Below are 23,860 nucleotides of genomic sequence, written 5' to 3'. Positions count from 1 at the left end.
CCGGATCAGAGGCTACGCAGCGTCTCCAGCAGCAGCTCCCAGAATCTGGGGACCGTGGCGATTTCGAGCCGCTCGTCGGGCGAATGGACGCCGCGCAGGGTCGGCCCGAAGGAGACCATTTCCAGACGGGGATATTTTTCGAGGAAAAGCCCGCATTCCAGCCCGGCGTGGATCGCACGGACCCTGGGCTTCGTGCCGAACAGCCGTTCGTAGGCGCCGGCGGTCACCTCCAGCAGGTGCGACGCAGGGTCGGGCTCCCAGCCCGGATAGCCGTCCGAATGGACGACCTCGGCCCCGGCCAGCGCGAAGACCGCCTCGACGCTCCGCATGACACAGAGCTTGGCGCTCTCGACCGAAGAACGCTGCGACGAGGTGACGACGATGCGGTCCTCGCCCTCGAACTTCACCGAGGCGAGATTCGTGGAGGTCTCGACCAGCCCCGGCACGGCGAACGACATTTCCACGACGCCGTTCGGCACGCCCGCGAGCGCATAGACCAGCCCCCGCTGCGTCGCGGCGTCGATGACCGACGCGGGGCGCTCCGTCTCCGAAAAGTCGATCCTAAACGACGGCTCGCGCAGGCGGAATTCGGCTCCGAGGTCGGCGGCGAACCGCTCGCAGAAGGCGGCGAACCCGGCCTTGCGGCCGGCCGGCACGCCGAAGACGGCCCATGCCTCGCGCGGAATGGCATTGCGGAGATTGCCGCCGTCGAAACGGCTCAGCCGCAGGTCGAACTCCTGCATCGCGGCCCACAGGAAACGCGCCACGACCTTGTTCGAATTGACGCGGCCCTTGTCGATGTCGTCGCCCGAATGGCCGCCCTGCAATCCCGAGACCCCGACGCGGAAATAGGCGTAGTCGGCAGGTGCCGCCCCGGCCGTGTAACGGAACGTGGCGAGGGTGTCGATGCCGCCGGCGCAGCCGATGAACAACTCGCCCTCGTCCTCCGAATCGAGGTTCAGAAGGTATTTGCCCGTGAGCATCCCCTCCCCCAGTCCGAAGGCTCCGGTAAGCCCCGTCTCCTCATCGACGGTGAAGAGTGCCTCCAGCGGCCCGTGCTGCGCCGCGGGGTCGAGCAGCACGGCCAATGCGGCGGCCATGCCGATGCCGCAGTCGGCGCCGAGCGTCGTTCCTTCGGCCTTCACCCACCCGCCGTCGATGCGCGTGCGGATAGCGTCGCGTTCGAAGTCGAACTCGACATCCGAACGCTTCTCGCAGACCATGTCCATGTGCGATTGCAGGATCACGCCCGGACGGTCCTCGTAACCCGGGGTGGCGGGCTTGCGCATCACGACGTTACCCGTGGCGTCCTTACGGTATTCGATGCCGTGCTTCTCGGCGAACGCGACGAGAAATTCGATGATCCTGCCCTCTTTCTTCGAAGGGCGCGGAACCCGCGTGATGGCATCGAACTGCTCCCAGACGATGCGGGGTTCCAGCGAGGTGATTGCTGACATACTATAAAAATGTTAGAGTTACACTTATTTTCCTCAATCTATGCAACGCCCTTACGCCGCCGTGCGAATCCGGACAGCCGCGATTCGCCGCCCGCGACGGCACGCACAAGTCCGACTCGGCCCTGAATCCCCGCCCCGGGCGGAGGCTTTCGCAACGAAAGCGCAGCAAAACGGGACGCCCGGCCGGCGATCCGGAAACGCACCGCACGTACGGATACGCCCCATCGGGCGGAAAGCCGGGACAGTCCCGGGATTCCACCCGTAAAGGTACGGATTTCGGACGGAAAAACTGCGGTCAGCCGCAATAAAAATAGGTTTCGACCAGCTCGCGGACCTTCTCTTCGTCCCCGGCCAGCTCCCGCCGCAGGTCGGCGTCTCGGAAAGCCGCGAGGCGTGCGACGAGTCCGTCGATCAGGCGCGGCGAGAAGACGCCGTGGCGCTCGTAAACGGCCCGGTGCTCCTCCAGCCGCCGCGCCGACTCCTCGCACGAGGCGGGAAGCCGGTTCAGCCGCGCCAGCACCTCCCGATGCCGCTCGTCGAAGATATTGACGTCCACATAGCGGTCGCGGGCGTACTGCGTGCCGTTCTCCATCTCGAAGCCGTGGCGCGCAGCGACGGCCAGTCCGGCCAGCAGCAGGTAGATGTCGGCCGAGCCGTCGGGACAGCGGAACTCGACGGTCTGCTTGAGGTTCACGTCCGGCGTCGCGGGCCGCTCCAGCGGATTGGCGTCGCAGGCCATGCGGCCCGCCCCTGCGCTCCAGCCCAGCGGCACGCGCACGAGCACCGAGCGGTTGCGGTCGCCCCAGCAGATATTCGTGGGCGCCTCCTGATGCGGGACGAGCCGGAAATAGGAGGTGGGATTGGTGTTGCCGAAGGCGGTCAGCGAAGGAGCCAGCCAGAGGTAGCCCGCGATGGCCTTCAGAGCCTCGTCCGACAGCGAGCCGTCCGGCCCCACCATCGCGTTGCGCTCCCCGCGCATCAGACGCGTGTGGACATGCAGACCGCTGCCGGCCTTGCCCGCAGTGATCTTCGGCGCGAACGTCACGTCCACGCCGTACTCGCAGGCCAGCGTGCGGATGATCCATTTGGCCACCACGAGCTGATCGGCGGCGGACTCGAGGTCCGTGGGAAGGAATTCGATCTCGTTCTGCTCGTACATGCGGTCGCCCTGCGTGAAGTTCCCCACCTCGGAGTGACCGTACTTGATCTCGCCGCCCGCCTGGGCGATGTATTTCATGGCCTGCGCACGGAACGCGGCGCCCTTGTTGAAGGGCGTCGATTCGTGGTAGCCCCGCTGGTCGGCGGCCAGAAAAAGATCCTGTTTCGGCGAGACGACGTAGAACTCCAGCTCGCCCATCACGTGAAAGTCCAGCCCGGTCGCGCGCCGCAGCTCCTCGTGCGCACGGCGGAGGGTCTGCTCGGGAGCCATGTCGAGCGGTTCGCCGTCCTTCGTGTAGTAGCTGCACAGGATGTCCACGGCGGGAATCCCGCCGAAGGGATTGCGGAACGCCGTGCGGTAGCGCGGCACGACGTACAGGTCGCTCGCCCCGGCCTCGATGTAGGGAAAGAGGCTCGACCCGTCCACGCGTTCGCCGCACGTGAGGATGCTCTCCAGGTAATCCTCGTCGTTGATGACGAAGTTGAGCGTCTTCAGGCGGCCGTCGGCCCCCGGATAACGCAGGTTGATCATTTCGATTCCGTTCTCCCGGACATACCGGACGATGTCCGAACGGGTGAAAGCTGCCCGGGGCTTTCCGAGAAAGCGCACCAGCGGGTCGGGATTGAGCGTCGTGTTCATAATATTTCGAAAGTTTAAGGTTCGTTTTTCCGCCGATCCGGAAGCGAATCGCACCTAAAGATACGAAAATAAAACACAAACGGCAAAATCCGGACGGAAAATTTCCGGCGGACTTGGCAAAAAGGCGGGAGAGCGTTATCTTTGTATGTCAAGAAAAGCCGCCCGGTGCGGTCCGACGTTCCCGGAAGAGAGGACGCGCAGGCACGCCGGCGGTGCGAAAAACCTCCGACACATGGATTTCAGAATAGGACACGGATACGACGTGCACGCCCTCGAAGAGGGGCTGCATCTGGTGTTGGGCGGGGTCGAGATCCCCCACACGAAGGGGTGCGTGGCGCACTCGGACGGCGACGTGGCGATACACGCCGTGTGCGACGCGCTGCTGGGTGCGGCGGCGCTGGGCGATATCGGGCTGCACTTCCCCGACACGTCGGCCGACTTCAAGGGCATCGACTCGAAAATTCTGCTGCGCCGCGTGGCGGAGCTGCTGCGCCGCGAGGGATACGAGATCGGCAACGTGGACTGCACGATCCGGATGCAGCGCCCCAAACTGCGTCCCCATATCGACGCCATGCGCGCGGCGATGGCCGAAGCGATGGGCGTGGAGACGGACCGCGTGTCGGTCAAGGCGACGACGACCGAACGGCTCGGGTTCGAAGGCCGGGAGGAGGGCGTATCGGTCTCGGCCGTGGCGCTGATCTACCGGGAATAACCGCCCGCCGGAAAACGGACGGACCGCTCCCGGCCGCATGAGCTGCCGGAAACGGTCGCCGAAGGAGGGTCCGCGGTCGCCGCGGAAAAGCAAAGTCCGCTAATAGAACTGCGAAATCGTGCCCGTATATTGCACGGGATTGTACCACGGATTGGTGATCGTCAGGTTCGCCCCGCCCGTGCGCGAGAAGATCTCGAGGGTGAAGGTATAGGTCGAGGCCGAGAAGAGCGAGGTCGAGAAGCTGACCATCCACCCCTCCTGGGTCTGTTCGGTGGTGTAGCCCTGCAGATCGGAAACCGTGTAGTTGATGATCGTGACGTAGTAGGGAGCCACATACCCTTTTATATAAGGCAGGCAGATGTCGGCCGTGCCGTCCCAGATGCCGAGGCTGAACTCGGGGTTCATGATCTGGCGCAGGGGCCCCGCCGGCTGGCGCTGCATCGACTGCGGATTGAACTGGAAGTTGCGCGACTGCACGAGCGAATCCATGAACTGTTCGTAGTTGGCGATCCGCTCCGCACGCCGCTTCTCGCGCACTTCGCGGCGCTCCTGTTTCGGAGAGAGCACCTTTTTCTGTCCGATGACGGTGACGGCCGCCGCACACATCAGCAGCCCGAGTACGATGATGACTGTTTTTTTCATAGCACATAAGATTTGTTACGGCTATGAAAGCAAAATCGGGGCCAGCGGAGGCTAAAGACCTAATTTTTCGAGAAATCGGCCCGTATGGCTCTCCGGACAGCGCGCCACCTCGTGCGGCGTGCCGCAGGCGACGATCCGTCCCCCGGCCGCTCCGCCCTCGGGGCCCATGTCGATCAGATGGTCGGCGACCTTGATGACGTCGAGGTTGTGCTCGATGACGATGACCGTGTTGCCGCGGTCCACGAGTTTGTCGAGCACCTCCAGCAGCAGGCGGATGTCCTCGAAATGCAGTCCCGTGGTCGGCTCGTCCAGAATGTAGAGCGTGCGGCCCGTGTCGCGCTTCGAAAGCTCCGAGGCGAGCTTGATGCGCTGGCTTTCGCCGCCCGAAAGGGTCGTACAGGGCTGCCCGAGCGTCAGATAGCCCAACCCCACCTCCTGAATCGCGCGCAACTTCTGGTGGATAGCGGGAATGTTTTCGAAGAATTCCACGGCCATATTGACCGTCATGTTCAGCACGTCGTCGATATTCTTTCCCTTGTACTTCACCTCGAGCGTCTCGCGGTTGTAACGGTGGCCGCCGCACGCCTTGCAGCGTACATAGACGTCCGGCAGGAAATTCATCTCGATCGTCTGCACGCCCGCGCCGCGGCACTCCTCGCAGCGTCCGCCCTTGACGTTGAACGAGAAGCGTCCCGCCTTGAACCCGCGGATCTGGGCGTCGGGGGTCATCTCGAACAGCTTGCGGATATCGGAGAAGACGTTCGAATAGGTCGCCGGATTCGACCGCGGAGAACGTCCGATGGGCGACTGGTCCACGACGACGAGCTTGTCGATATGCTCGATGCCCTCGACCGAGTCGTATTCGAGCGGCTGGTCGAAGGAGCGGTAGAGCGCCTTCGAGAGAATCGGCCGCAGCGTCTCGTTCACGAGCGTCGATTTGCCCGAACCGCTCACGCCGGTGACGCAGACGAGTTTTCCCAGCGGGAACTCGACCGTGACGTTCTTGAGGTTGTTGCCCCGCGCACCGCGGAGGACGATGCGCCCGCCCGTGCCGGGACGCAGATGCGCGGGAATCTCGATCCGCCGCCGGCCCGTCAGGTAGTCGGCCGTGACGGTCCCCGACTTCAGGATGTCGTCAAACGTGCCTGCGGCGACGATCTCGCCGCCCCTGCGGCCCGCGCGGGGGCCGACATCGACGATGAAATCGGCGGCGCGCATCATGTCCTCGTCGTGCTCGACGACGATCACCGAGTTGCCTGCGTCGCGCAGCTCCTCGAGGCTGCGGATCAGCCGCCGGTTATCGCGCTGGTGCAGCCCGATCGAAGGCTCGTCGAGAATGTAGAGCACATTGACCAGCTTCGAACCGATCTGCGTGGCCAGCCGGATGCGCTGGCTCTCGCCGCCCGAAAGCGAACGCGACGAGCGCGACAGCGACAGGTAGCCCAACCCCACGTCCATCAGAAAGCGCAGCCGCTCGCGGATCTCCTTGACGACTTCCTGCGCGATACGCCACTCCTTCTCGGTCATCCGCTCCCCGATACCGGCCACCCACTCCGAAAAATCGGCGATCGACATGGCCGACACTTCGGCGATATTCTTTCCGTCGATGCGGAACTGCAAGGCCTCCTTCCGCAGGCGCGAACCGCCGCAGACGGAGCACTTGCGGTAGATGAGGAACTGGTCGCGCCACTTCTGGCCGCGCTTCGAGTCCTCGTCCTCCGTGCGGCCGATGTACTCGGCGACGCCCTCCCACTGCAGGAACTGCCGCCCGCCCGAGGAGCTGAACTCCGAAAGATCGACCGTCAGCGGCTCCGAATCGCCGTACAGCACGGCGTTCAACCCCTCTTCGGAGAAACTCGACACGGGATCGTCGAGCGTGAAGTCATAACGGCGGCCCAGCATCTCCAGCATGGCGAAGAGCAGGTTGTTGCGGTACTTGCCCAGCGGCTCCACGGCCCCTTCGCGCAGCGACAGCCCCGGATCGGGAACGATCTTCTCCAGGTCGAAGACCGCCTCCTCGCCCAGGCCGTTGCAATGGGGACAGGCGCCCTTCGGAGAGTTGAACGAGAAGGTGTGCGGCGCGGGGTCCTCGAAAGCGATGCCCGTCGAAGGACACATCAGGTGGCGCGAATAGAAACGCTGCTGCTCCGTCCCGTAGTCATAGACGGCCATCGTGCCCTTGCCCTGCCGCATGGCCTCGCGGAGCGAGGTCATAAGCCGCTCGGCCGACTCCCCGCTCACGACGAGCCGGTCCACCACCAGGTCGATCGTATGGATCTTGTAGCGGTCCAGCCGCATCCCGGCCGAGATTTCGCGTATCTCGCCGTCGATGCGCGCATAGATGTAACCCTTTCTGGCCAGGGTCTCGAACAGCTCGCGGTAGTGGCCCTTGCGGCCCTTCACCACGGGCGCCATGACGGCGATGCGCCGCCCGGCGAAGCCCGAGAGGATCAGCTCGGCGATCCGCTCGTCGGTGTAGTGCACCATCTCCTCGCCCGTGACGGGCGAATAGGCGCGCGAGGCGCGGGCGTAGAGCAGACGCAGGAAATCGTTGATCTCGGTGACGGTCCCCACCGTCGAGCGGGGATTCTTGTTGGTCGTCTTCTGTTCGATGGCCACCACGGGGCTCAACCCCGTGATCTTGTCCACGTCGGGGCGCTCCATCGTCCCGACGAACTGCCGGGCGTAGGTCGAAAGGGTCTCCATGTAGCGGCGCTGTCCCTCGGCATAGATCGTATCGAAGGCCAGCGAGGATTTTCCCGAGCCCGAAAGGCCCGTGATGACCACCAGCTTGCGGCGCGGAATCTCGAGGTCCACGTTCTTGAGGTTGTGGACCCGGGCGCCGTATATCTTAATCGTGTCTTCCATCGTTCGGCAAAAAGGACGTCCCGGAGGCGCGCTTCATCGGATCGCGGCCGCCGGGCGCGAATCGGGCCGTAAAGATACGACATTCGGAGCGGAAAAACAAAGCCCCGCTATCCGAGAACGAACTCGTCGGCGTCGCGTCCGGCGGGAAACGCCTCCCGGAACTCCCCGGCTGCGGCCGGGTCGAACGCACCCGTCAGCGTGCACGTCTCCGCACCGGCCTCGGCGAGGGTCCGGCCCCGGAAATCGACGAGTGCGGAATCCCCCGCGTAATGCGCCGCCGGATCGCATCCCACGCGGTTCGCGGCGGCGACGAAGCATTGGTTCTCGATCGCCCGGGCCCGCAGCAGCGTCCGCCACGCGTCGCGCCGCGACGCGGGCCACGAAGCGCAGCAGAGGATGGCGTCGTAGTCCCCGCGACAGCGGCTCCAGACGGGGAAGCGCAGGTCATAGCAGACGAGCAGCAGAAAGCGCACGCCCCGGTAGCGGACCACGACGCGGCGCTCGCCGGGAAGGTAGCCGCGCGCCTCGCCGCCGGGCGAGAAGAGGTGACGCTTGTCGTAATGGGTCGTCCGTCCCGAAGGCTCGACGAAATACATGCGGTTGCGGAAACCCTCCGGCGCGGCCACGGCGACGCTGCCGGCGACGGCGCAGCCGCACCGTGCGGCCCAGCGGCGCATGGCGCCGAGGATCGCACCGCCCTCCGCCGGTTCGGCCACGGCGGCCGGATCCGTGCAGAACCCCGTGGCGAACATCTCGGGCAGCAACGCCACATCGGCCCCCGAGGAGGCTACGAGGTCTCCGGCGCGCGCGAGGTTCCGGGCGGGCTGCGCCCACTCCGGGTCGGTCTGAAGAACGGCGATTCTGAGTTCCATACGCTTTCCGTGCTGCGTCCGGACACGCCTTTCCGGAAGGACGACACGGCCGGACCGTGTAAAAATAGCGTTTTTCCGCATAAAAGCCAAACTTTCCGGCCGGCCGGACTCCCCGGACCGCCGGGACGTTTGGATTCGGAGGAAATAAAACGTACTTTTGCAGCGAATCGAAAAAGCAAACGAGATGCTCAAAGCCGGACGCACCCAGACACTCACCGTAAGCCGCACGACGGAACACGGAATCTACCTCGCGGACGAGGAACAGGCCGAAGTGCTGCTCCCGAACCGCTACACGTCGCTCGCGGACAAGGTCGGCGACCGCAAGGAGGTCTTCGTTTACCACGACTCGGAGGACCGGCTGGTGGCCACGACCGAACAGCCGCTGCTGCGCGTCGGCGAGGCGGGATACCTGCGCGTAGTGGACAAGACGGCGCACGGGGCGTTCCTCGACTGGGGACTGCACGGAAAGGACCTCTTCCTGCCCAACCGCAACCAGCAGGGAGGCATCCTCATCGGGCACAGCTACGTGGTTTATCTCTACGAGGACAACGTCACGGGCCGCTGCGTGGCCACGACCAAGCTCAAGAGCTTCGTGAACAACGACCCGATCACCGTCGCCGAGCGGCAGCGGGTGACTCTGCTCGTCGCCTCGGAGAGCGAGATCGGCTACCGCGTGATCGTCGAGAACCGCCACTGGGGCATGCTCTACCGCAACCAGCTTTTCCGCCCGGTGGCCGTGGGCGACCGCCTGACGGGCTACGTGCGCCGCATCACCGGGGACAACCGGATCGACGTGAGCCTCCAGCAGACCGGATACGCACAGGTGCGGGACACGGCCGGGGAGCTGCTGCAACTGCTGCGCGACAACGGCGGCTTCCTGCCCCTGAACGACGACAGCTCGCCCGAAGAGATCGCCCGGCTCACGCGGACGAGCAAGAAGGTTTTCAAACGGTCGCTGGGCGTGCTGCTCAAAAGCGGCGAGGCGGAGACGACGCCCGAGGGCATGAAACTGCGGAACAATGGCTAAGATCAACACGGCGGAACGGGTCTCGCGCGAGGCTTCGGACAACTTCGTATTCCAGCGCTCGCTGCTGGCCTATCATGCGGCGGCGGAGCGCATAGCCGGCGACGTGCTCGAGATCGGCACGGGCTCGGGCTACGGCATCGAGGTCGTGGCGCCGCACGCACGCCGCTTCACCACCATCGACAAGCACATCCCGCCGCAGGAGCTGCTCGCACGGACGGACGTCGCATTCCGGCAGGCCGTCGTGCCTCCCCTCCCTTTCGCCGATGCGTCGTTCGACTGGGTCATCACGTTCCAGGTGATCGAGCACATCCGCCGCGACGGGGAGTTCGTGCGGGAGATTCACCGCGTGCTGAGGCCCGGCGGACAACTGATCGTCACCACGCCCAATGCCCCGATGTCGCTCACGCGCAACCCGTGGCACGTGCGGGAATATACGGCCGGAGAGCTGCGCACGCTGCTCGGAGAAAGTTTCGCTGCGGTCGAGACGCTCGGCGTCTTCGGGAACGCGAAGGCGATGGCCTACTACGAGGAAAACCGCCGCAGCGTGCAGCGCCTCCTGCGCTTCGACCCGCTGGACCTTCAGCACCGCCTGCCGCGCCGCCTGCTGCAACTCCCCTACGATCTGCTCAACCGCATCAACCGCCGCCGGCTGCTCGCGCGCAACACCGACCTCACGACGTCGATCCGCATGGACGACTACCGCATCGGCCCCGTCGGCGAAGGGTGCTTCGACCTCTTCTACATCGCCCGGAAATAGTTCCGGAACGGATACAATACGCCCCTGCCGCACATCGGATGCGGCAGGGGCGAACCATTTTAATTAAGAAGGGCCCGGGGACGCCGCCGGAAAGCAGTCCGCCCTCCGCACAGCGGTCCGACGAACGGGGCGAACCGGAACACGGGGCTTCACGGCCGGAGTGTCCCCAAGAGGATGTCCTGCAAGGCCCGCACCGGGAGATCGTCCGCAGCAGAGGGTCAGTCGAGCGAGACGTGCAGGGTACGTCCGTCGCGGATTGTCCTGCGGCAGACCACCCGGTCGCCCGCCGTGACACGGACCTCCAGGCCCTTGTCCGCACGGGCCACCTCGACATCGAAGCAGGAACCGAACGCACGGATATTCCTCAGGCTCATCCGCTCCCACTTCGCGGGCAGGCGGGGCGTGAGGTCGAAGGAGCGCAGACCGGTCGGACGGATGCCGAAGACGCCCTCGGTGAGAATCCGGCAGTAAAGCCCGCTCTCGGCCGAAAGGTGCCGCTGTCCGCCTTCGGGCCACGCCTCGATGGCATAGGGCACGTGGTCGCCCAACAACCGCCGCGCGGAGTAGAACGACAGGTAGTCGGTGGTCTTCCCGGTCTCGCCGCAGGCATAGGCCCCGCGCAGGGCATAGAGGGTCGCACGGTCCCAGAAGGTCTTGTCGCCCGACTGGGTCAGCAGCCCGTTTTCGGTCCACAGGGCCGGGGAGAAGAGCGCCCGCACGGTCTCTTCGCTCCGTGTGTCGATCCCGACGGTGAGGGGAATGCAGATCCATGCCCGGAGCCGGTCGTTCCCCTCATAGTAGCGGTAGGTGTCGAAGCCCTCGACCCGGGCGCCGAAATGCCGTTCGATGGCCTCGCGCAAGGCGGCGGCTTCGCGGCGGTAGGCGGCGGTCTGCGCGGCGGGCTTATGCAGCTCGCGCCCCAGCATGGAGGCCGAAAGCAGGGCGTCGTAGTAGAGAGAGGAGGTGCAGAGGTTGGCGTCGCCGGCGGGGAAACGCCCCTCCAGCTCGTCGGAATCGGAAGCCACCACCCCGTCCGGCGTCAACTGCCGGCGGCAATATTCCAGACACCACTCCACGAGCGGCCACAGCTCCCCGGCCTCCCGCCTGTCGCCGCGGGCCAGCGCATAGCGCGAAGCGCCGTAGGCGATCATGGCCGCATCGCCGCGGTCCCCGGCGCCGTTCCAGATGCCGGTCCCTTCGGCGATGACCGAACTCGGCACGGGCCGGAAACCGGGATTCATGTACCGGGCGAAGTGCCCGAAGGAGCAAAGCGCCGAACGGTTGCCGTTCTCATACCCCAGATAGGGAAAGAAGGGATTGATGTACTCGGCCTGGTCGTTGGCCCAGATCGCCGCATAGTAGCGTTCGCCGCCGGGTCCGTGCATCAGGCCGCCGCGCGTGGCATAGATGCTCTCCGCCGCGCGGATTTTCGCAAAGGCGAACATCGCATCGACGACCGGATCGGGCGTGTCGAGCACCAGGTCCTCCTGCAGACGGGCGATCAGACCGCGCCGCGCCGCGAGTTCCGTGTCCATATCCAGCGAAGAGGGCCGCTCCCCGGCCTTCCGTCCGCCGAAGAAGGCGCCGAAGGCGACCTCCTCCTGCGGCGCGAGCGTCAGGGTCGTGTCTCCCCGGATTTCGGCGACCAGCTCGTAGCTTCCCTCCACGCCCTTGTCCGCACGGGTACGGATCACCGACCGCGCCGCGGGAATCTCGACGAGGACGGGAGCGGAACCGCCGTTCCTCAGCACGTACTTCTCACAATAGACCGGGGCATCGACCGAAGGAAAGAGCACCCGGGTCAGCGAAAGGGGCTGTCCTCCGACGCTCTCCCAGTCGCTCTCGACGGTCAGCGTCCCGTCGAACCGGATACGCCGCACGCGCTCCCCGCGCAACTCCTCGCCGTCGGCCTCGATCATCGCGGGAACATCCCACGCGAAACGCCGCATCAGCGAGGCGTGCGTATTGTTGGGTACGGTGCGCAGCATCGGCCAGACGACATTGCGGTTCAACAGGAATCCGCCGTCGGCGTCCACGCCGTAACGCACTACGACAGAGACCCGCAGACCGCTCATTTCGAGGTGGTCCCGGTGCGCATCGCCCTCCCGGACGATCCATTCGATGGCCGGATTTCCGTCCGGAGCGATCCGCCAGCGGGTCCCCTGCGGTCCGTCCGCAGCGAAGAGCGCGGAAGCGCACAGCAGAGAGACGACGGCGGTAAAACAGTTTTTCTTCATAACATGAAAGCCTTTTCAGTATTTTCGGCATTTTTCGATTCGCAACCAGCCGACGACGACCGCAACGGCCGCCGGACAGCGAACAGACGCGAACGAAGTAAAATTAGGCAAAATTTCAGTTCGAAACAACCTTCCGGCTCCTTTTTTTCGATTTTCGTCCCGAAACCCGGCCGCCTGAGCTTTCCGCGCAAGCCGGCAACAGCGCACGACAAACCGCAACGAACTGATTAAAAACCACTTGACGTATAATATTTCATGTCACATCATTTTTTCTTTGTTTTTATTGTTTTTTTTATATTTTTGCAAGTCGATCCTGCCGGAGGAAGCAAGGACCTCCGAGCATAATCGACTGAAAAACCGAAACTTAAAAACTTTATACTATGTATTGGACACTTGAACTGGCATCGAAACTCGAAGATGCTCCCTGGCCTGCCACGAAAGAAGAGCTGATCGACTACGCCGTGCGGTCGGGAGCGCCGCTCGAAGTGCTCGAGAACTTGCAGGAGATAGAGGACGAAGGCGAAATCTACGAATCCATCGAAGATATCTGGCCCGACTACCCTTCCAAAGACGATTTTTTCTTCAACGAGGAAGAATATTGATCGTCCGATATACTTCACGAGTTATTCCATCTGACAGAAGCAGTCCGATTTCGGGCTGCTTCTGTCGATACGGGAGAGACGAGAGAACGAAGCGCCCGATTTCCGTGCACGGGGAAACCTCGCGCACAGGAAAACCCGGCGCGGATGACGCTACATGCTGCGGCGAAACGGGATTCGCGTCAGGGAATCCACAGGGTCTCCCGCACGTCGTAATACGCCGTGAGCGTACGACCCAGCAGATAAAAATAATCCGACAGGCGGTTGAGCCAGACGAGCGCCGTGGAATCCACGCCGTATTTCGCATCGGCGCGCAGCGCGGCCCGCTCGGCGCGGCGGCAGACCGTGCGGCAGACATGGCACAGCGACACGGCCGTGTCACCGCCGGGCACGGTGAACTTGTCGATCGGCTTCAGGGCCGCCTGCATCGTGTCGATGCGGCTTTCGAGCCACGAAACCGCTTCGGGAGCCAGCGGGGAGACCTTGTCGCTTCCGGCCTCTCCCGTGGCGAGCAGCGCCTCGACCGACATGAGCCGCGAGAGAATGCGGTTCAGATCCTCCACATACGCCGCCAGCGCGGCATCCCCGCGGATGCGGTCGGTCAGCAGTGCCGCGAAAGCCGACAGTTCGTCCACCGATCCGTACGCCTCGACCCGCTCGTCGGTCTTGAACACCCGTTCGCCGCCGATCAGCGAGGTCATTCCCTTGTCCCCTGTTTTCGTATAGACTTTCATATCCGGAAATGTTGTTTCGGTAAATAATTGTGGAACAGCAGCAGATAACCGCGGTTATCCACCGATGTCGAACGGTGCGCCGCGACCAGCTGCCGGCACAATGCCTGCCGCTCGCAGCCGTCGTAAGGCGCCAGCACCGCCACGGTACGCCCCGCAGCGGCAGCCTCCCGGACGAGCCCGAGCGTCTCCTGACGTCCCAGACCGCGTGTGGCGACGCAAAATTCCGCATCCGCCCGGTCCAGTCCGAAAGTCGCATAGCCGCAATGGATCGCCAGGTTCTGCAGTTGCACGGCCCGGCGGCGGCTGACGCCCGCCTCCAGCAGCGCCCCGTAAAGCGCCCGGTCGCCCGGCAGCAGCTCGCGCCGCATGAATACCTCCCGGACGATAGTATAGACGAACGGCGAATGCACGCCGTGGCCACGGAAATAACGCGCCCGCGACAGCCGGTTGCGCAGCTCGGCCATCCGGCCCGACAGCCGCAGTCCGATGGGATGTCCGCCCGGTTTCATCGCCGCCTCACTTTTTCAGCATGCCGGCCAGCCGCCCCGTCGAGAAGGCGATCTGAAGGTTGTAACCGCCCGTATTGGCATCGAGATCGAGCACTTCGCCCGCGAAATAGAGCCCGCGGACTTTGCGCGACTCCATCGTCTCGGGATTCACCTCGTCGCAGCGCACGCCGCCGGCCGTCATCACGGCATATTCGAAGGGCGCGTAATCCGTCACGGGGAAGGTCAGTCCCTTGAGCGTGCGGATCAGCCGCACGATCTCCGCCTCGGAGAGCTTCGAAACGTATGTCTTCGAGTGAATATCCAATTCCTGCGCCAGAGGCAGCACCATCGAACGGGGAACCAGCTTGCGCAGCAACTCGCCGAAAAACTCCGTCGGCTCCATCGCGGCCAGCTCGCGGGCGATGCGGTCGCGCAGCACCTCCTCCGTGAGCGCGGGCTTCAGATCGACGACGATCTTCACCCTCCGGCCTTCGATGAGCGCATCCACCGCATCGCGGCTCATGCGGAGCGCCACGGCGCCCTCGATGCCGCGCTCCGAGAATCCCAGCTCGCCGAACTCCTCGCGCACGGGAGCGTCGTCGATCCACAACGTCGCGCGGACATTGCGCAGCAACAGGCGGTCGAGCTGACGGACCCGCGGATGGGACGAGACGAGCGGCGTGAGCGACGGCCGCAGCGGCTCGATCGTATGTCCCAGATCGGCGGCGAACGCATACCCGTCGCCTGTCGAACCGGTCGCCGGATAGGATACGCCGCCCGTGGCGAGGATGACCTGCGGACACTCCTCCTTGCGTTCGAAGCCCCGCTTGTTGACGTATTTCACGCCGAAGACCCGGCCGCCGAGGGTCATAATCCCCGTAACGCGCGTGTCGTAGAGAATCTTCACCCCGTTGTCCACGCAAAAGCCCAGCAGGGCGTTGGCGATATCCCACGCCTTGCCGCTGTGGGGAAAGACGCGTTCGCCGCGCTCGATGTCGAGCCGGACGCCCTGCCGCTCGAAGAAACGGATGGCCGCGCGGTTGTTGAAGGCGGCGAAGGCCGGGGCGAAAAACGCGGCGTTCGTGCGCACCTGCGCGGCGAACTCCTCCGCCGGCCGGGCGTTCGTCACGTTGCAGCGCCCCTTTCCCGTGATGCGGACCTTGCGGCCCGACTTCTCCATCTTTTCGAGCAGCAGCACGCGGCAGCCCCGCTGCGCCGCCGTGCCCGCGGCCATCATGCCCGCGGCTCCCGCCCCCACGACGACGACGTCATAGGGCCGTATCTCTTCCGTTCGTTCCATAACGGATGCAAAGATAAGGATTTATTCGGTTCCGGGGACGAAAACTCCGCCAGGAAAGCGCCCGTGCGGGGAAAAATCGGTTTTCGCTTGATTTTCCGCCCGGCATGCACTATCTTTGCAGCCGCAAAATCGTTCTATAAGATATGTTGAGCAGAAGATTACTCCGCATCAAGGTCGTCAAGGCGCTGTTCGCCCACCTCAAGTCGGGAGCCGACAACATGATCGCCTCGGAAAAGACGCTGATGGCATCCGTAGATAAGGCCTACGACCTCTATTTCCAGATTCTGACCCTCCCCGTGGAGATCGCGCGCTATGCGCAGCAGCGTCAGGAGTTGGCCAAGCAGAAGAAACTGCCGACATTCGAAGACCTGAACCCCAACACCAAATTCGTCGAGAACGGCGTCATCCGCATCATCGCGAACAGCGACGCGGTGAACGACCACACGGCCGCACGCAAACTGGGCTGGACGCGGTATCCCGAACTGATCCGCACGCTCTACGGACAGCTCACCGAAAGCGACTACTACAAGGAATACATGCAGCGCGAGGAACGGTCGTTCGACGACGACCGGCGGCTGGTCGAGGACTTCTTCAAGGAGTTGCAGAGCTGCGAGGCGCTGGACGACGCGCTCGAGGAGATGTCGATTCTCTGGAACGACGACCTGCCCTATATCGTCATGATGATCCTGCGGACGCTCTCGAACCTGCGCCCGTCGCACACCGACCTGAAGGTCCCGCCGAAGTTCAAGAGCGCCGAAGACCCCGAATTCGTGAAGACGCTCTTCGAGAAGACGCTCGTGAACTACGACTCCTACCAGGACTATATCGAACGCTACACCTCGAACTGGGACGTGGAGCGCATCGTGTTCATGGACAACCTGATCCTCGCCACGGCGATGGCCGAGCTGATCTCGTTCCCGTCGATTCCCGTGAAGGTGACGCTCGACGAATGGATCGAAATCTCGAAGTATTACTCCACGCCGGGCAGCAGCACCTTCATCAACGGCGTGCTGGACAAGATCGTGGAATCGCTCACGGCCGAAGGCCGCATCAGGAAGGCCGGCCGCGGGCTGATCTGACCCTCCCCGCCATGCGCCGCACCGCCCCGCTTCTGCTTACGGCCGCCCTGCTCTGCTCGTGCGGCGGCCCCGCTTCCCGTCCGCAGGCCGGTTCGGACCGGGCCGAAGCGGTCCGGTCCGGGGAACGGAAAGGCCGGATCGTCTCCCTTTCGGACGTGTTTTTCGAACGGGGCGGGACGGACACCGTCCGCTTCGGCCGCCTCCGGTCGGGCGAAACGGCCGTCGTGCGCTTCTGGATAGCCAACGATTCGCCGCAGACGACGGCCATCCTCTCCTACGACCGCAACTGCGGCTGCACGACGCTGAAATTCAACTCCGAACCGATCGCACCGGGGGATGCGCAGCGAGTCGAAATGAGCTTCGATTCGCGGGGCACGCGGGGCTGGCAGCTCAAAACGCTCGACGTGACGCTGGCCGGAGCGCAGCGCCCGCTGCGGCTTTACGCCGAAGCGGAGGTGGAGTGAGGGCTTGCAGATTCGCCGATATTTCGTATATTTGCCGTGCTGAACCGAACAAACACTTAAAAAGCGAATAAGATTATGATCGATTTTCTTCAGGCAGCGGCGCCCGCACAACCTCAGCCGGGCTTCATGCAACAGTACAGCTTCATCATTATGATCGGCCTCATGGTGCTGGTCCTCTGGCTCTTCATGTGGCGGCCCGAAGCCAAGCGCCGCAAGCAGATGCAGGCGTTCCGCGACGGGCTGAAAAAGGGCGACAAGATCATCACGGCCGGAGGCATCTACGGCACAGTGAAGGAGGTCAAGGAGACCACCCTGCTGATCGAGGTGGACGGCAACGTGACGCTGCGCATCGACAAGAACATGGTCGTGGCCGACAATTCGGACCTCCAGCGCCAGTAGAGGCCGCGCATCATACGAAAAAGAGCTGCAAGGATTTGCAGCTCTTTTTTTCATATCCATCACCGGAAACGAAAGTCAGCCGAACAGATGCAGCGCCGCGACGTCGATGAGCCGCTGGTTGCGGCTGCCCCGGAAATCGAGCGACAGGTCGCGCAGCGCCTCGACGTAGCGGCCGTCCACCAGCGTGTCGATCCAGCGCAGGCACTCCCGGCGCGCCGGGTCCGCGAGGCACTCCTCGAGCGTATAGCCCGTATAGCACCAGACATTCTGCCCCGTGCGCTCCCGCACCCGGCGCAGAAAGGCCGCCATCGCCGCGGGATGCAGCAGCGGATCGCCGCCGCTGACGGTCACACCGTCCAGAATCGGGTTCGCCGCGATCGCGTCGCAGATCCGCTCCGTCCACTCCGCGGTCAGCGGTTCGCCGCCCAGCGGATCGTGGCTCTGCGGATTGTGACACCCGGGACAACAGTGCGCACACCCCGCGAAATAGATCGCGTAGCGCAGGCCGTAGCCATCAGAGATGGTTTCGGGATAAATGGCCAGGATGCGGAGTGGTTCCATCGGCAAAACAGGGTCAGATATACATTTCCTGCGGAGACGATTTAGGAATTCGGACGGAGCCGTCTGCGGCACGCGCCGTCCCCGGCGCGGGTTGCACATGCGCCAAACATGTCCGCCCCTGCCGGAGTGTCCCGAACAGAAGAGCCCCCGCCAAGACGGGGGTTTGGTGGTGGGTCGCACTTGCAAACACGGCCGAAGGCCGTAAAGAAGCGAGGGCGGAAAGTGAAACGACAGACATAATCGCCAAAAGCGGATTATCTGTGTTTTACCCGGTCGCGCTCCTCGGCCTGCTTCGCGGAGTTCCACGATTCGAGACTGCCCGTCAGGTAGCCCGTGATGCGGCGCATGCGCGAGATGTTGTCCGAACCGCAGACGGGACATTTCGAGTAGATCACCCCGCGGTAACCGCACTTGCGGCAGGTGTCGATCGGATGGTTGATCGACCCGTAGCCGATGCCCGAATCCTGCATCACCTTGACGATCTTGAGAATCGCCACGGGATTCTTCTTCGCTTCGCCGTCCAGCTCGACATAGGTGATATGGCCGCCGCGCGTGATGGCGTGGAACGGCGCCTCGAGGCGGATCTTCTCGACGATCGACACCGGTTCGCGGACATCCACATGGAACGAATTGACGTAGTAGTCGCGGTCGGTGACGCCCGGAATCTCGCCGTAACGCTTGCGGTCCATGCGCGTGAAGCGACCGCTCAGCCCCTCGGCCGGGGTCGCCAGCACGGAGTAGTTGAGTCCGTAGCGGGCCTTGTACTCCTCGACCACGCGGTTCATCGTCAGAACGGCATCGTAAAGCGTCTGCCACGCCTCCTTCGAGGTGGCGTGCCCTTCGCCGTAGATGGCCACCATCGCGTTGTGGCCGCCGATGAAGCCGATGCCCAGCGTGCCGTGCTTCAGCACGTCGCCCACCTCGTCGTTGGGTTGCAGCGTGCCGCCGCCCTTCCAGACATCGTTCGACATCATGAACGGGAACTGCCGCGCGAGGGCCGTGCGCTGGAACTGGTAGCGCTCGTAGAGCTGCTCGGCGATCATCGAGGCCGTCTTGCGAACCGATTCGAGGAAGATCTCGCGCGCCTCCTTGCGGATGGCGTGCTTGTTGCCGTCGGGAATCAGGTCCGAAGCCTCACGCACCGCCTCGATGGCCAGCCGCGGCAGGTTCATCGAGGTGAACGAGAGGTTGCCGCGGCCCCACGAGGTCTTCTCGCCGTGCAGGTCCTCGAAGACGCGCGTGCGGCAGCCCATCGTGGCCACCTCGTAGCGGAAGCGGTCCGGGTCGTCGATGCACCACTTCTCATGGCGGTTGAACGGCGCGTCGAGGAACATGAAGTTGGGGAACAGCGCCACCGAGGTCGTGCGGCACGCCTCGACGAGCAGGTCGAAATTCGGCGTCCGGAACCGGATTTCGCCCGCCAGCGCCTTGTCGAAATCCCGGACGGCCGCCCGATAGTCCTCCTCGCACCACGAAACGCCCTCCTTGACCTTGAAAATCTGAATCGGGAAGACGGGCACTTCGCCGTGCCCCAGCCCCTCGACCGTGGCGGAGAGCAGTTCGCGGATCACCATGCGCCCCTCGGGCGAAAAGTCCGTGCCGTAGTTCACCGAACTGAAAACCACCTGATTGCCGCCGCGAGAGTGCATCGTATTGAGGTTATGGATGAATCCCTCCATCGCCTGATGCGTCTCCTTGCGCGTGGCCTTGTAGGACTGTTCCCAGATGCCGCGCAGCTCCTTGTCCGAAAGGCCGATCCCCGCATCGGCGAGGGCCCCGCCCAGCGCGGCGATCCGCTCGTCGGAGAGCTCGATCGTCGGGAGGTGTTCGGCGCAGAGGGTTTTGAGCCGTCCGCGGTCCGGCTCCCCGGCCCCTCTGAGCACGCAAAGGAACGACACCGTATCGACGACGTGCTTGCGGAAGGTCTTCAGCACGCCCGGAGCCATGAAACGGTCGAAGGCCGGAATCGACTGCCCGCCGTGCTGTTCGTTCTGGTTGGTCTGGAAGACGATCGTGGCCAGTGTGGCGTAGCTCTGAATCGACTGCGGCGTGCGCACCGAACCGTTCTTGGTGGAGAAGCCGCGCCGATAGATGTCCTCCAGATCGTACTGGATGCAGGTCGTGGTCTTCGTGGGATAGTAGTCCAGGTCGTGAATATGTATGTCGCCGTCGCGGTGCGCGCGGCCGTGGCGCACACCCACGAGGTACTTCAGCGCATAGTCCTTCGTGATCTCCGAAGCGAAGGTCATCATCTGCCCGGCGGGCGTGTGCGACGACATGTTGGCGTTCGAGAGGTTGATGTCGTTCTTCTCCACCGTCACGATTCCGTCCATGACCCCCTTGATCGACGAACGGCGGTCGCGCTCGACGTTGCGCCACTCGCGGTAGATGATATAGCGTTTGGCGATCGAGGGATTGAGGCGCATCAGCCGCTCCTCGACCATGTCCTGAATCTCCTCGACCGAAATCTCGTTCTTCGAAATCGCTCCGGCGACCTCCGCCGCCACACGGGCGATGGTCTGCTCCTCGTCCGTGATGCCGCCCGCACGGTAGGCTTTCGTGATGGCGCGGACGATCTTCTCCAGCGAGAAAGGCTCCGTCTTGCCATCACGTTTGATGATGGAAATCTGTGCGTAATCCATTGTAAACGAATATATGTGTTTCACAATAGGCCCCGTTTCCCCGCAGGACCGGACATTGCTGCGCGGAGGCAGGTCTTCTGACTCGCGCCGATCCGCAGACGCCTTCCCGCTCCCCGCAGGGAACAGTGGCTCGAGACGTGTCTGCGGCCTATGACGCTTACAGCAGCGGGAACTGTCCGGGATTCGCACCCGGTTCCCTCTTATCCCTCCGTCCGGCGGACGAAGGGAAACCTCCGCAAGGACAAAGGTCCGCAGAATCCGGAGCAATTCAAAGCCCCCGGCACAGAAGTTTTCAACATTTTGTGAAAGATTCCGCCCGTCTTCCCCCGCATTGCGCTATCTTTGCGCCGCAAACGACAATTACGACTCATGATCCGGAAAATATCCTACACCTGCCGGGGAACCTGCTCCCGGCAAATCGACATCGAACTCGACGGAGAGACGATCCGCAGTGTCGTCTTCACGGGCGGCTGCCACGGCAACACGCAGGGCATCGCGGCGCTCGTCAGCGGCATGCGGGCCGAAGAGGCCATCGCACGGCTCGAAGGCATCGACTGCCGCGGCAAGGGAACCTCGTGCCCCGATCAGTTGGCCCGCGCGCTGAAAACGGCGCGCTGACGCGGCGGACGCGCACCGCGGCCCGGAACCGCAGGCGGGTACGGATTTTGCACTCGGTCTTCATGTCATCAAAAAACGAAAGACTATGTATTTCCTATGGTATCTGCTTATCGGGCTGGCGGCCGGATGGATCGCCAACCTGCTGGTCAAGGGCAGCGGCTCGGGCCTTATCGTCAATCTGATCGTCGGACTCATCGGCGGCGTGCTGGGAGGCTGGCTGCTCTCGCTCTTCGGACTCGTGGCGGCGGGCACGCTGGGCAGTCTCGTCACGGCCGTCATCGGAGCGATCGTGCTGCTCTGGATCGCAGCGCTCGTCTCGCACCGTAAAGCGCGCAAGGCATGAGACCGCGGCGCGACGACCGGAAGGCGCCGGGAGACTACGGAGCTCCTCGCCGGACGCATCGACGACGCGACGTCGTGCGGACCGGCCGTACCGGAGCACGTGCCGGACGGCCGGAAACCGGGAAGGAATCCGGACGGGAGGCGGGGACGCCGCAGTCCGGAGCGCCCTGCGGCGATCCGCCGCGGAATTCCCTCTCCGGAGAGACCCGCGGCCGGACGATCCGGAAAATGCGGCGGACGACAGACAATCAGCCAGCGTAAAAGATAATCTGCCCGCACAAAATTGGATATTGGGATTTTTTACGTATCTTTGTGCCGCTTTCGAGCGAATGTTTGAGCTGTGGTGTAATGGTAACACAGCAGATTTTGGTTCTGTCGTTCTGGGTTCGAATCCCGGCAGCTCAACACGAAAGGGAGAGGTCCGCGAGGACTTCTCCCTTTCGCAATTTCCGCACGTAACCGGCGGCCGCCCCGCCCTTTCCGCGGAGGACGGGGAAGCCTCCGCGGAAAGGGCGGCGGGAAACCGCTCCGGATCCCGAGGATCCGGCCGGGTCACTTCACCTTGGACATGAATTTCGCGCGGTCCACCACAAAACGCACGTGAACCCCCTCGCCGATCATTCCTTCGGCATCGCGGGCCCCGACGTTGAAGGTCAGCTTGCGCCCCTCCGCCTCAGCGAGGATGGCCGTGGCCGTGATCTCGGCCCCGAGCCCCGAGGGCTTGATATGGGTCACGTTCATCTCGGCGCCCACGGTGGTCGCCCCTTCGGGCAGCGCGGCGGCCACGGCCCGCATCGCGGCGTTCTCCATGAGGGCCACCATCGCGGGGGTGGCGAATACTTCGAGGTCGCCCGAACCCATCGCAACGGCCGTATTGCCGGCCGTTACGGTCGTCGTGCTCCGGGCGGAAAGTCCCTTTTCCAACATACGATCTCTCTTTTCGGTGTTACGTCAAACGATTTTTGAATTACCTTTGCCTCCGGACCGCATCCGCTCCAGCGGCGCCCTGTGCATTCGGGGTGCACAGGCTGCGCAAAGGTAACGATTTTTCCGATCATGAAGAAACGGCTGGCCCTTCTCCTCGTCGCATGCACGGCCGCGCTCTCCGGAGCGCTGGCGCAGGGCGGCCGCGGCTTCCTCAGACAGGAGTGGATCGTCGAACGGGGCGACTCGATCCCGTTCGTGCACATCCTTCCGGTCTGTGTCTTCGACCGTCCGGCGGACCTGCGCCGATATCAGAAACTGGTGCGGGCCGTCAAACGCGTCTATCCCGTGGCCAGGGCCGCCCGCGCCAAGATGGCCGAAATGGAGGGCGAACTGCTCCGCCTGCCGGACAGGAAGGCGCAGAAAGCCTATATCCGGGAAGTCTATCGCCAGATCAAGGAGGAATACACCCCCGTGGCCAAACACATGACCCGCACCGAGGGGCGCGTGCTGCTCAAGCTCATCGACCGCGAGACGGACTATACGGCCTACGAGGTGCTGCGCGAATTCCGCGGCGGATTCGTGGCCGGATTCTGGCAGGGCGTGTCGCGCATCTTCGGACAGAACCTCAAGTCGGAATACGACAAGGAGGGTGAGGACCGGATCATCGAGCAGATCGTCGTCTATTACGAAGCCGGACTGCTGTAAAACAGTCAGAACGTCAGGGCAAGGCCGCCGCTGAGGCCGACAAACGAGCGGTGCGGCGGACCAAGCACCCGGTCAGGGCGCGGTATCCCCTCATCGAAACTGCGCGTCAGGTAGTAATGGTAGGTGAAGTCGATGAATAGACGGACACGGCCGATCGGCAGATTCAACCGTCCTCCCGCATCCGCCGTACAGACAAATCGTTGCCGGATGTCATACAAGCCCTCGTCCTGCGAATGGATCGGGCCGAAGAGCAGGCCGGGCATCAGGCCCGCATGCAGTTCGAACACCGAAGGAACCTCCGGCACGAAGGTTTCGAAAAGGATCCGGCCGACGGAGGGGGCCGCCATATCACGGTCCGGATACCAGGTCCCGTTGTAATAACAGCCGTCGGGCGAGGAAGTCGGCATGCGCCGCACGCCCGAGCGCCAGGAGAACTGCAACGGAACAGAGGCGTACTGTCCGTCGTGCAGGGGCGAGGTAAAGAGGTTGAACCCCGTAGCGCAGGCCGATCTCCTTGTTACGGACCCGCTTTCTCACGAAGGCGGGATCCGGAGCGGATTCGGAGACGGGCTGCGCATGGAGCGCAACAAAGGCGAGACATCCGGCAAGGGCGGTCGTTAGTCGTTCCATGT

Annotated in this window: 23 protein-coding genes, 1 tRNA gene and 1 riboswitch; of the genes, 11 read left to right on the top strand and 13 right to left on the bottom strand. The window is 63.7% G+C overall.

What is annotated here, in order from left to right:
• Nucleotides 1-5 precede the first annotated feature (5 nt).
• Entirely contained in the window at nt 6-1,457 is a 1,452-nt protein-coding gene (locus tag KB554_RS07500) for an aminoacyl-histidine dipeptidase (RefSeq protein WP_211035387.1), read from the bottom strand.
• A gap of 295 nt (nt 1,458-1,752) precedes the next feature.
• Entirely contained in the window at nt 1,753-3,255 is a 1,503-nt protein-coding gene (locus KB554_RS07495) for a glutamine synthetase family protein (protein ID WP_211035386.1), read from the bottom strand.
• A gap of 232 nt (nt 3,256-3,487) precedes the next feature.
• Between KB554_RS07495 and ispF the strand changes: the two genes are divergently transcribed.
• A complete protein-coding gene (gene ispF / locus KB554_RS07490) occupies nt 3,488-3,967 on the top strand; it encodes a 2-C-methyl-D-erythritol 2,4-cyclodiphosphate synthase (protein ID WP_141427421.1) in 480 nt (159 codons plus the stop codon).
• 99 nt (nt 3,968-4,066) lie between these two features.
• Here the strand turns inward: ispF and KB554_RS07485 are convergent, their stop codons facing one another.
• The 3 genes from KB554_RS07485 to KB554_RS07475 form a co-directional block, all read right to left on the bottom strand.
• The gene (locus tag KB554_RS07485; protein WP_141427423.1) at nt 4,067-4,609 is read right to left on the bottom strand and encodes a DUF4251 domain-containing protein; all 543 of its coding nucleotides are present in this window, start codon (nt 4,607-4,609) and stop codon (nt 4,067-4,069) included.
• A gap of 51 nt (nt 4,610-4,660) precedes the next feature.
• The gene (gene uvrA / locus KB554_RS07480) at nt 4,661-7,477 is read right to left on the bottom strand and encodes an excinuclease ABC subunit UvrA (RefSeq protein ID WP_211035385.1); all 2,817 of its coding nucleotides are present in this window, start codon (nt 7,475-7,477) and stop codon (nt 4,661-4,663) included.
• Nucleotides 7,478-7,584: 107 nt separating this feature from the next.
• Complete coding sequence (locus KB554_RS07475; RefSeq protein ID WP_211035383.1) at nt 7,585-8,349, bottom strand: nitrilase-related carbon-nitrogen hydrolase; 765 nt, start codon at nt 8,347-8,349, stop codon at nt 7,585-7,587.
• Nucleotides 8,350-8,533: 184 nt separating this feature from the next.
• Here KB554_RS07475 and KB554_RS07470 point away from each other — a divergent pair, with 184 nt between their 5' ends.
• Together KB554_RS07470 and KB554_RS07465 are read left to right on the top strand one after the other, a co-directional pair.
• Nucleotides 8,534-9,376 carry a S1-like domain-containing RNA-binding protein gene (locus KB554_RS07470; protein ID WP_211035538.1) on the top strand — a complete coding sequence of 281 codons (843 nt, stop codon included), beginning with the start codon at nt 8,534-8,536 and terminating at the stop codon, nt 9,374-9,376.
• A complete protein-coding gene (locus KB554_RS07465; RefSeq protein WP_141427429.1) occupies nt 9,369-10,133 on the top strand; it encodes a class I SAM-dependent methyltransferase in 765 nt (254 codons plus the stop codon). Before KB554_RS07470 ends, KB554_RS07465 begins: the two co-directional genes overlap by 8 nt.
• Before the next feature lie 218 nt (nt 10,134-10,351).
• Here the strand turns inward: KB554_RS07465 and KB554_RS07460 are convergent, their stop codons facing one another.
• The gene (locus tag KB554_RS07460; RefSeq protein WP_211035382.1) at nt 10,352-12,370 is read right to left on the bottom strand and encodes a hypothetical protein; all 2,019 of its coding nucleotides are present in this window, start codon (nt 12,368-12,370) and stop codon (nt 10,352-10,354) included.
• Nucleotides 12,371-12,750: 380 nt separating this feature from the next.
• Between KB554_RS07460 and KB554_RS07455 the strand changes: the two genes are divergently transcribed.
• Nucleotides 12,751-12,972: a DUF2795 domain-containing protein gene (locus tag KB554_RS07455; protein WP_019150042.1), complete on the top strand. Its 222-nt coding sequence runs from the start codon at nt 12,751-12,753 to the stop codon at nt 12,970-12,972.
• A 179-nt stretch (nt 12,973-13,151) separates the two neighbouring features.
• Here KB554_RS07455 and KB554_RS07450 read toward each other — a convergent pair whose 3' ends face one another.
• From KB554_RS07450 to KB554_RS07440, 3 genes are read right to left on the bottom strand one after another with little or no spacing between them, the layout of a single operon-like run.
• A complete protein-coding gene (locus KB554_RS07450) occupies nt 13,152-13,703 on the bottom strand; it encodes a cob(I)yrinic acid a,c-diamide adenosyltransferase (protein WP_211035380.1) in 552 nt (183 codons plus the stop codon).
• On the bottom strand, nt 13,700-14,212 hold the full coding sequence (locus tag KB554_RS07445) for a hypothetical protein (RefSeq protein WP_141427465.1): 513 nt from the start codon (nt 14,210-14,212) through the stop codon (nt 13,700-13,702). Before KB554_RS07445 ends, KB554_RS07450 begins: the two co-directional genes overlap by 4 nt.
• A 7-nt stretch (nt 14,213-14,219) precedes the next feature.
• Nucleotides 14,220-15,491, bottom strand: a complete 1,272-nt coding sequence (locus KB554_RS07440) for an aminoacetone oxidase family FAD-binding enzyme (RefSeq protein ID WP_211035377.1) — start codon at nt 15,489-15,491, stop codon at nt 14,220-14,222.
• A gap of 143 nt (nt 15,492-15,634) precedes the next feature.
• On the opposite strand from KB554_RS07440, the gene KB554_RS07435 reads away from it, so the two are divergent.
• The 3 genes from KB554_RS07435 to yajC all read left to right on the top strand — a co-directional run bounded on the left by KB554_RS07435 (nt 15,635) and on the right by yajC (nt 17,433).
• Complete coding sequence (locus KB554_RS07435; protein ID WP_211035375.1) at nt 15,635-16,570, top strand: transcription antitermination protein NusB; 936 nt, start codon at nt 15,635-15,637, stop codon at nt 16,568-16,570.
• Nucleotides 16,571-16,581: 11 nt separating this feature from the next.
• Nucleotides 16,582-17,034, top strand: a complete 453-nt coding sequence (locus KB554_RS07430; RefSeq protein WP_211035374.1) for a DUF1573 domain-containing protein — start codon at nt 16,582-16,584, stop codon at nt 17,032-17,034.
• A 75-nt stretch (nt 17,035-17,109) separates the two neighbouring features.
• Entirely contained in the window at nt 17,110-17,433 is a 324-nt protein-coding gene (gene yajC / locus KB554_RS07425; protein ID WP_162852156.1) for a preprotein translocase subunit YajC, read from the top strand.
• Between the two features lie 75 nt (nt 17,434-17,508).
• Here yajC and nrdG read toward each other — a convergent pair whose 3' ends face one another.
• Nucleotides 17,509-17,994 (bottom strand): anaerobic ribonucleoside-triphosphate reductase activating protein, encoded by a 486-nt coding sequence (nrdG, locus tag KB554_RS07420; protein ID WP_141427472.1) that lies wholly within the window; start codon nt 17,992-17,994, stop codon nt 17,509-17,511.
• A 254-nt stretch (nt 17,995-18,248) separates the two neighbouring features.
• Nucleotides 18,249-20,636, bottom strand: coding sequence for an anaerobic ribonucleoside triphosphate reductase (locus KB554_RS07415; RefSeq protein WP_211035536.1), 2,388 nt, complete (start codon nt 20,634-20,636; stop codon nt 18,249-18,251).
• A 49-nt stretch (nt 20,637-20,685) separates the two neighbouring features.
• Nucleotides 20,686-20,886: riboswitch (cobalamin riboswitch) on the bottom strand.
• Between the two features lie 119 nt (nt 20,887-21,005).
• Here KB554_RS07415 and KB554_RS07410 point away from each other — a divergent pair.
• From KB554_RS07410 to KB554_RS07400, 3 genes are all read left to right on the top strand, one after another.
• Nucleotides 21,006-21,254: a TIGR03905 family TSCPD domain-containing protein gene (locus KB554_RS07410; protein WP_211035372.1), complete on the top strand. Its 249-nt coding sequence runs from the start codon at nt 21,006-21,008 to the stop codon at nt 21,252-21,254.
• An 85-nt stretch (nt 21,255-21,339) separates the two neighbouring features.
• Nucleotides 21,340-21,597, top strand: a complete 258-nt coding sequence (locus KB554_RS07405; protein WP_141427478.1) for a GlsB/YeaQ/YmgE family stress response membrane protein — start codon at nt 21,340-21,342, stop codon at nt 21,595-21,597.
• A 333-nt stretch (nt 21,598-21,930) separates the two neighbouring features.
• Nucleotides 21,931-22,001: transfer RNA gene (locus KB554_RS07400), tRNA-Gln, on the top strand.
• Nucleotides 22,002-22,148: 147 nt separating this feature from the next.
• Here the strand turns inward: KB554_RS07400 and KB554_RS07395 are convergent.
• Nucleotides 22,149-22,523 carry a thioesterase family protein gene (locus KB554_RS07395; RefSeq protein ID WP_211035370.1) on the bottom strand — a complete coding sequence of 125 codons (375 nt, stop codon included), beginning with the start codon at nt 22,521-22,523 and terminating at the stop codon, nt 22,149-22,151.
• 129 nt (nt 22,524-22,652) lie between these two features.
• Here KB554_RS07395 and KB554_RS07390 point away from each other — a divergent pair, with 129 nt between their 5' ends.
• A complete protein-coding gene (locus KB554_RS07390; RefSeq protein WP_211035368.1) occupies nt 22,653-23,228 on the top strand; it encodes a DUF4294 domain-containing protein in 576 nt (191 codons plus the stop codon).
• Nucleotides 23,229-23,233: 5 nt separating this feature from the next.
• On the opposite strand, the gene KB554_RS07385 is transcribed toward KB554_RS07390, so the two are convergent.
• A complete protein-coding gene (locus KB554_RS07385; RefSeq protein ID WP_211035366.1) occupies nt 23,234-23,668 on the bottom strand; it encodes a hypothetical protein in 435 nt (144 codons plus the stop codon).
• Nucleotides 23,669-23,860: the final 192 nt, after the last annotated feature.

The sequence above is a fragment of the Alistipes sp. Marseille-P2263 genome, assembly GCF_018101075.1.
GTDB classification, from domain to species: Bacteria; Bacteroidota; Bacteroidia; order Bacteroidales; family Rikenellaceae; genus Alistipes; species Alistipes dispar.
The sequence above is the reverse complement of the archived record's forward strand: the minus strand, read 5'-3'. Positions and strand labels throughout refer to the sequence as shown.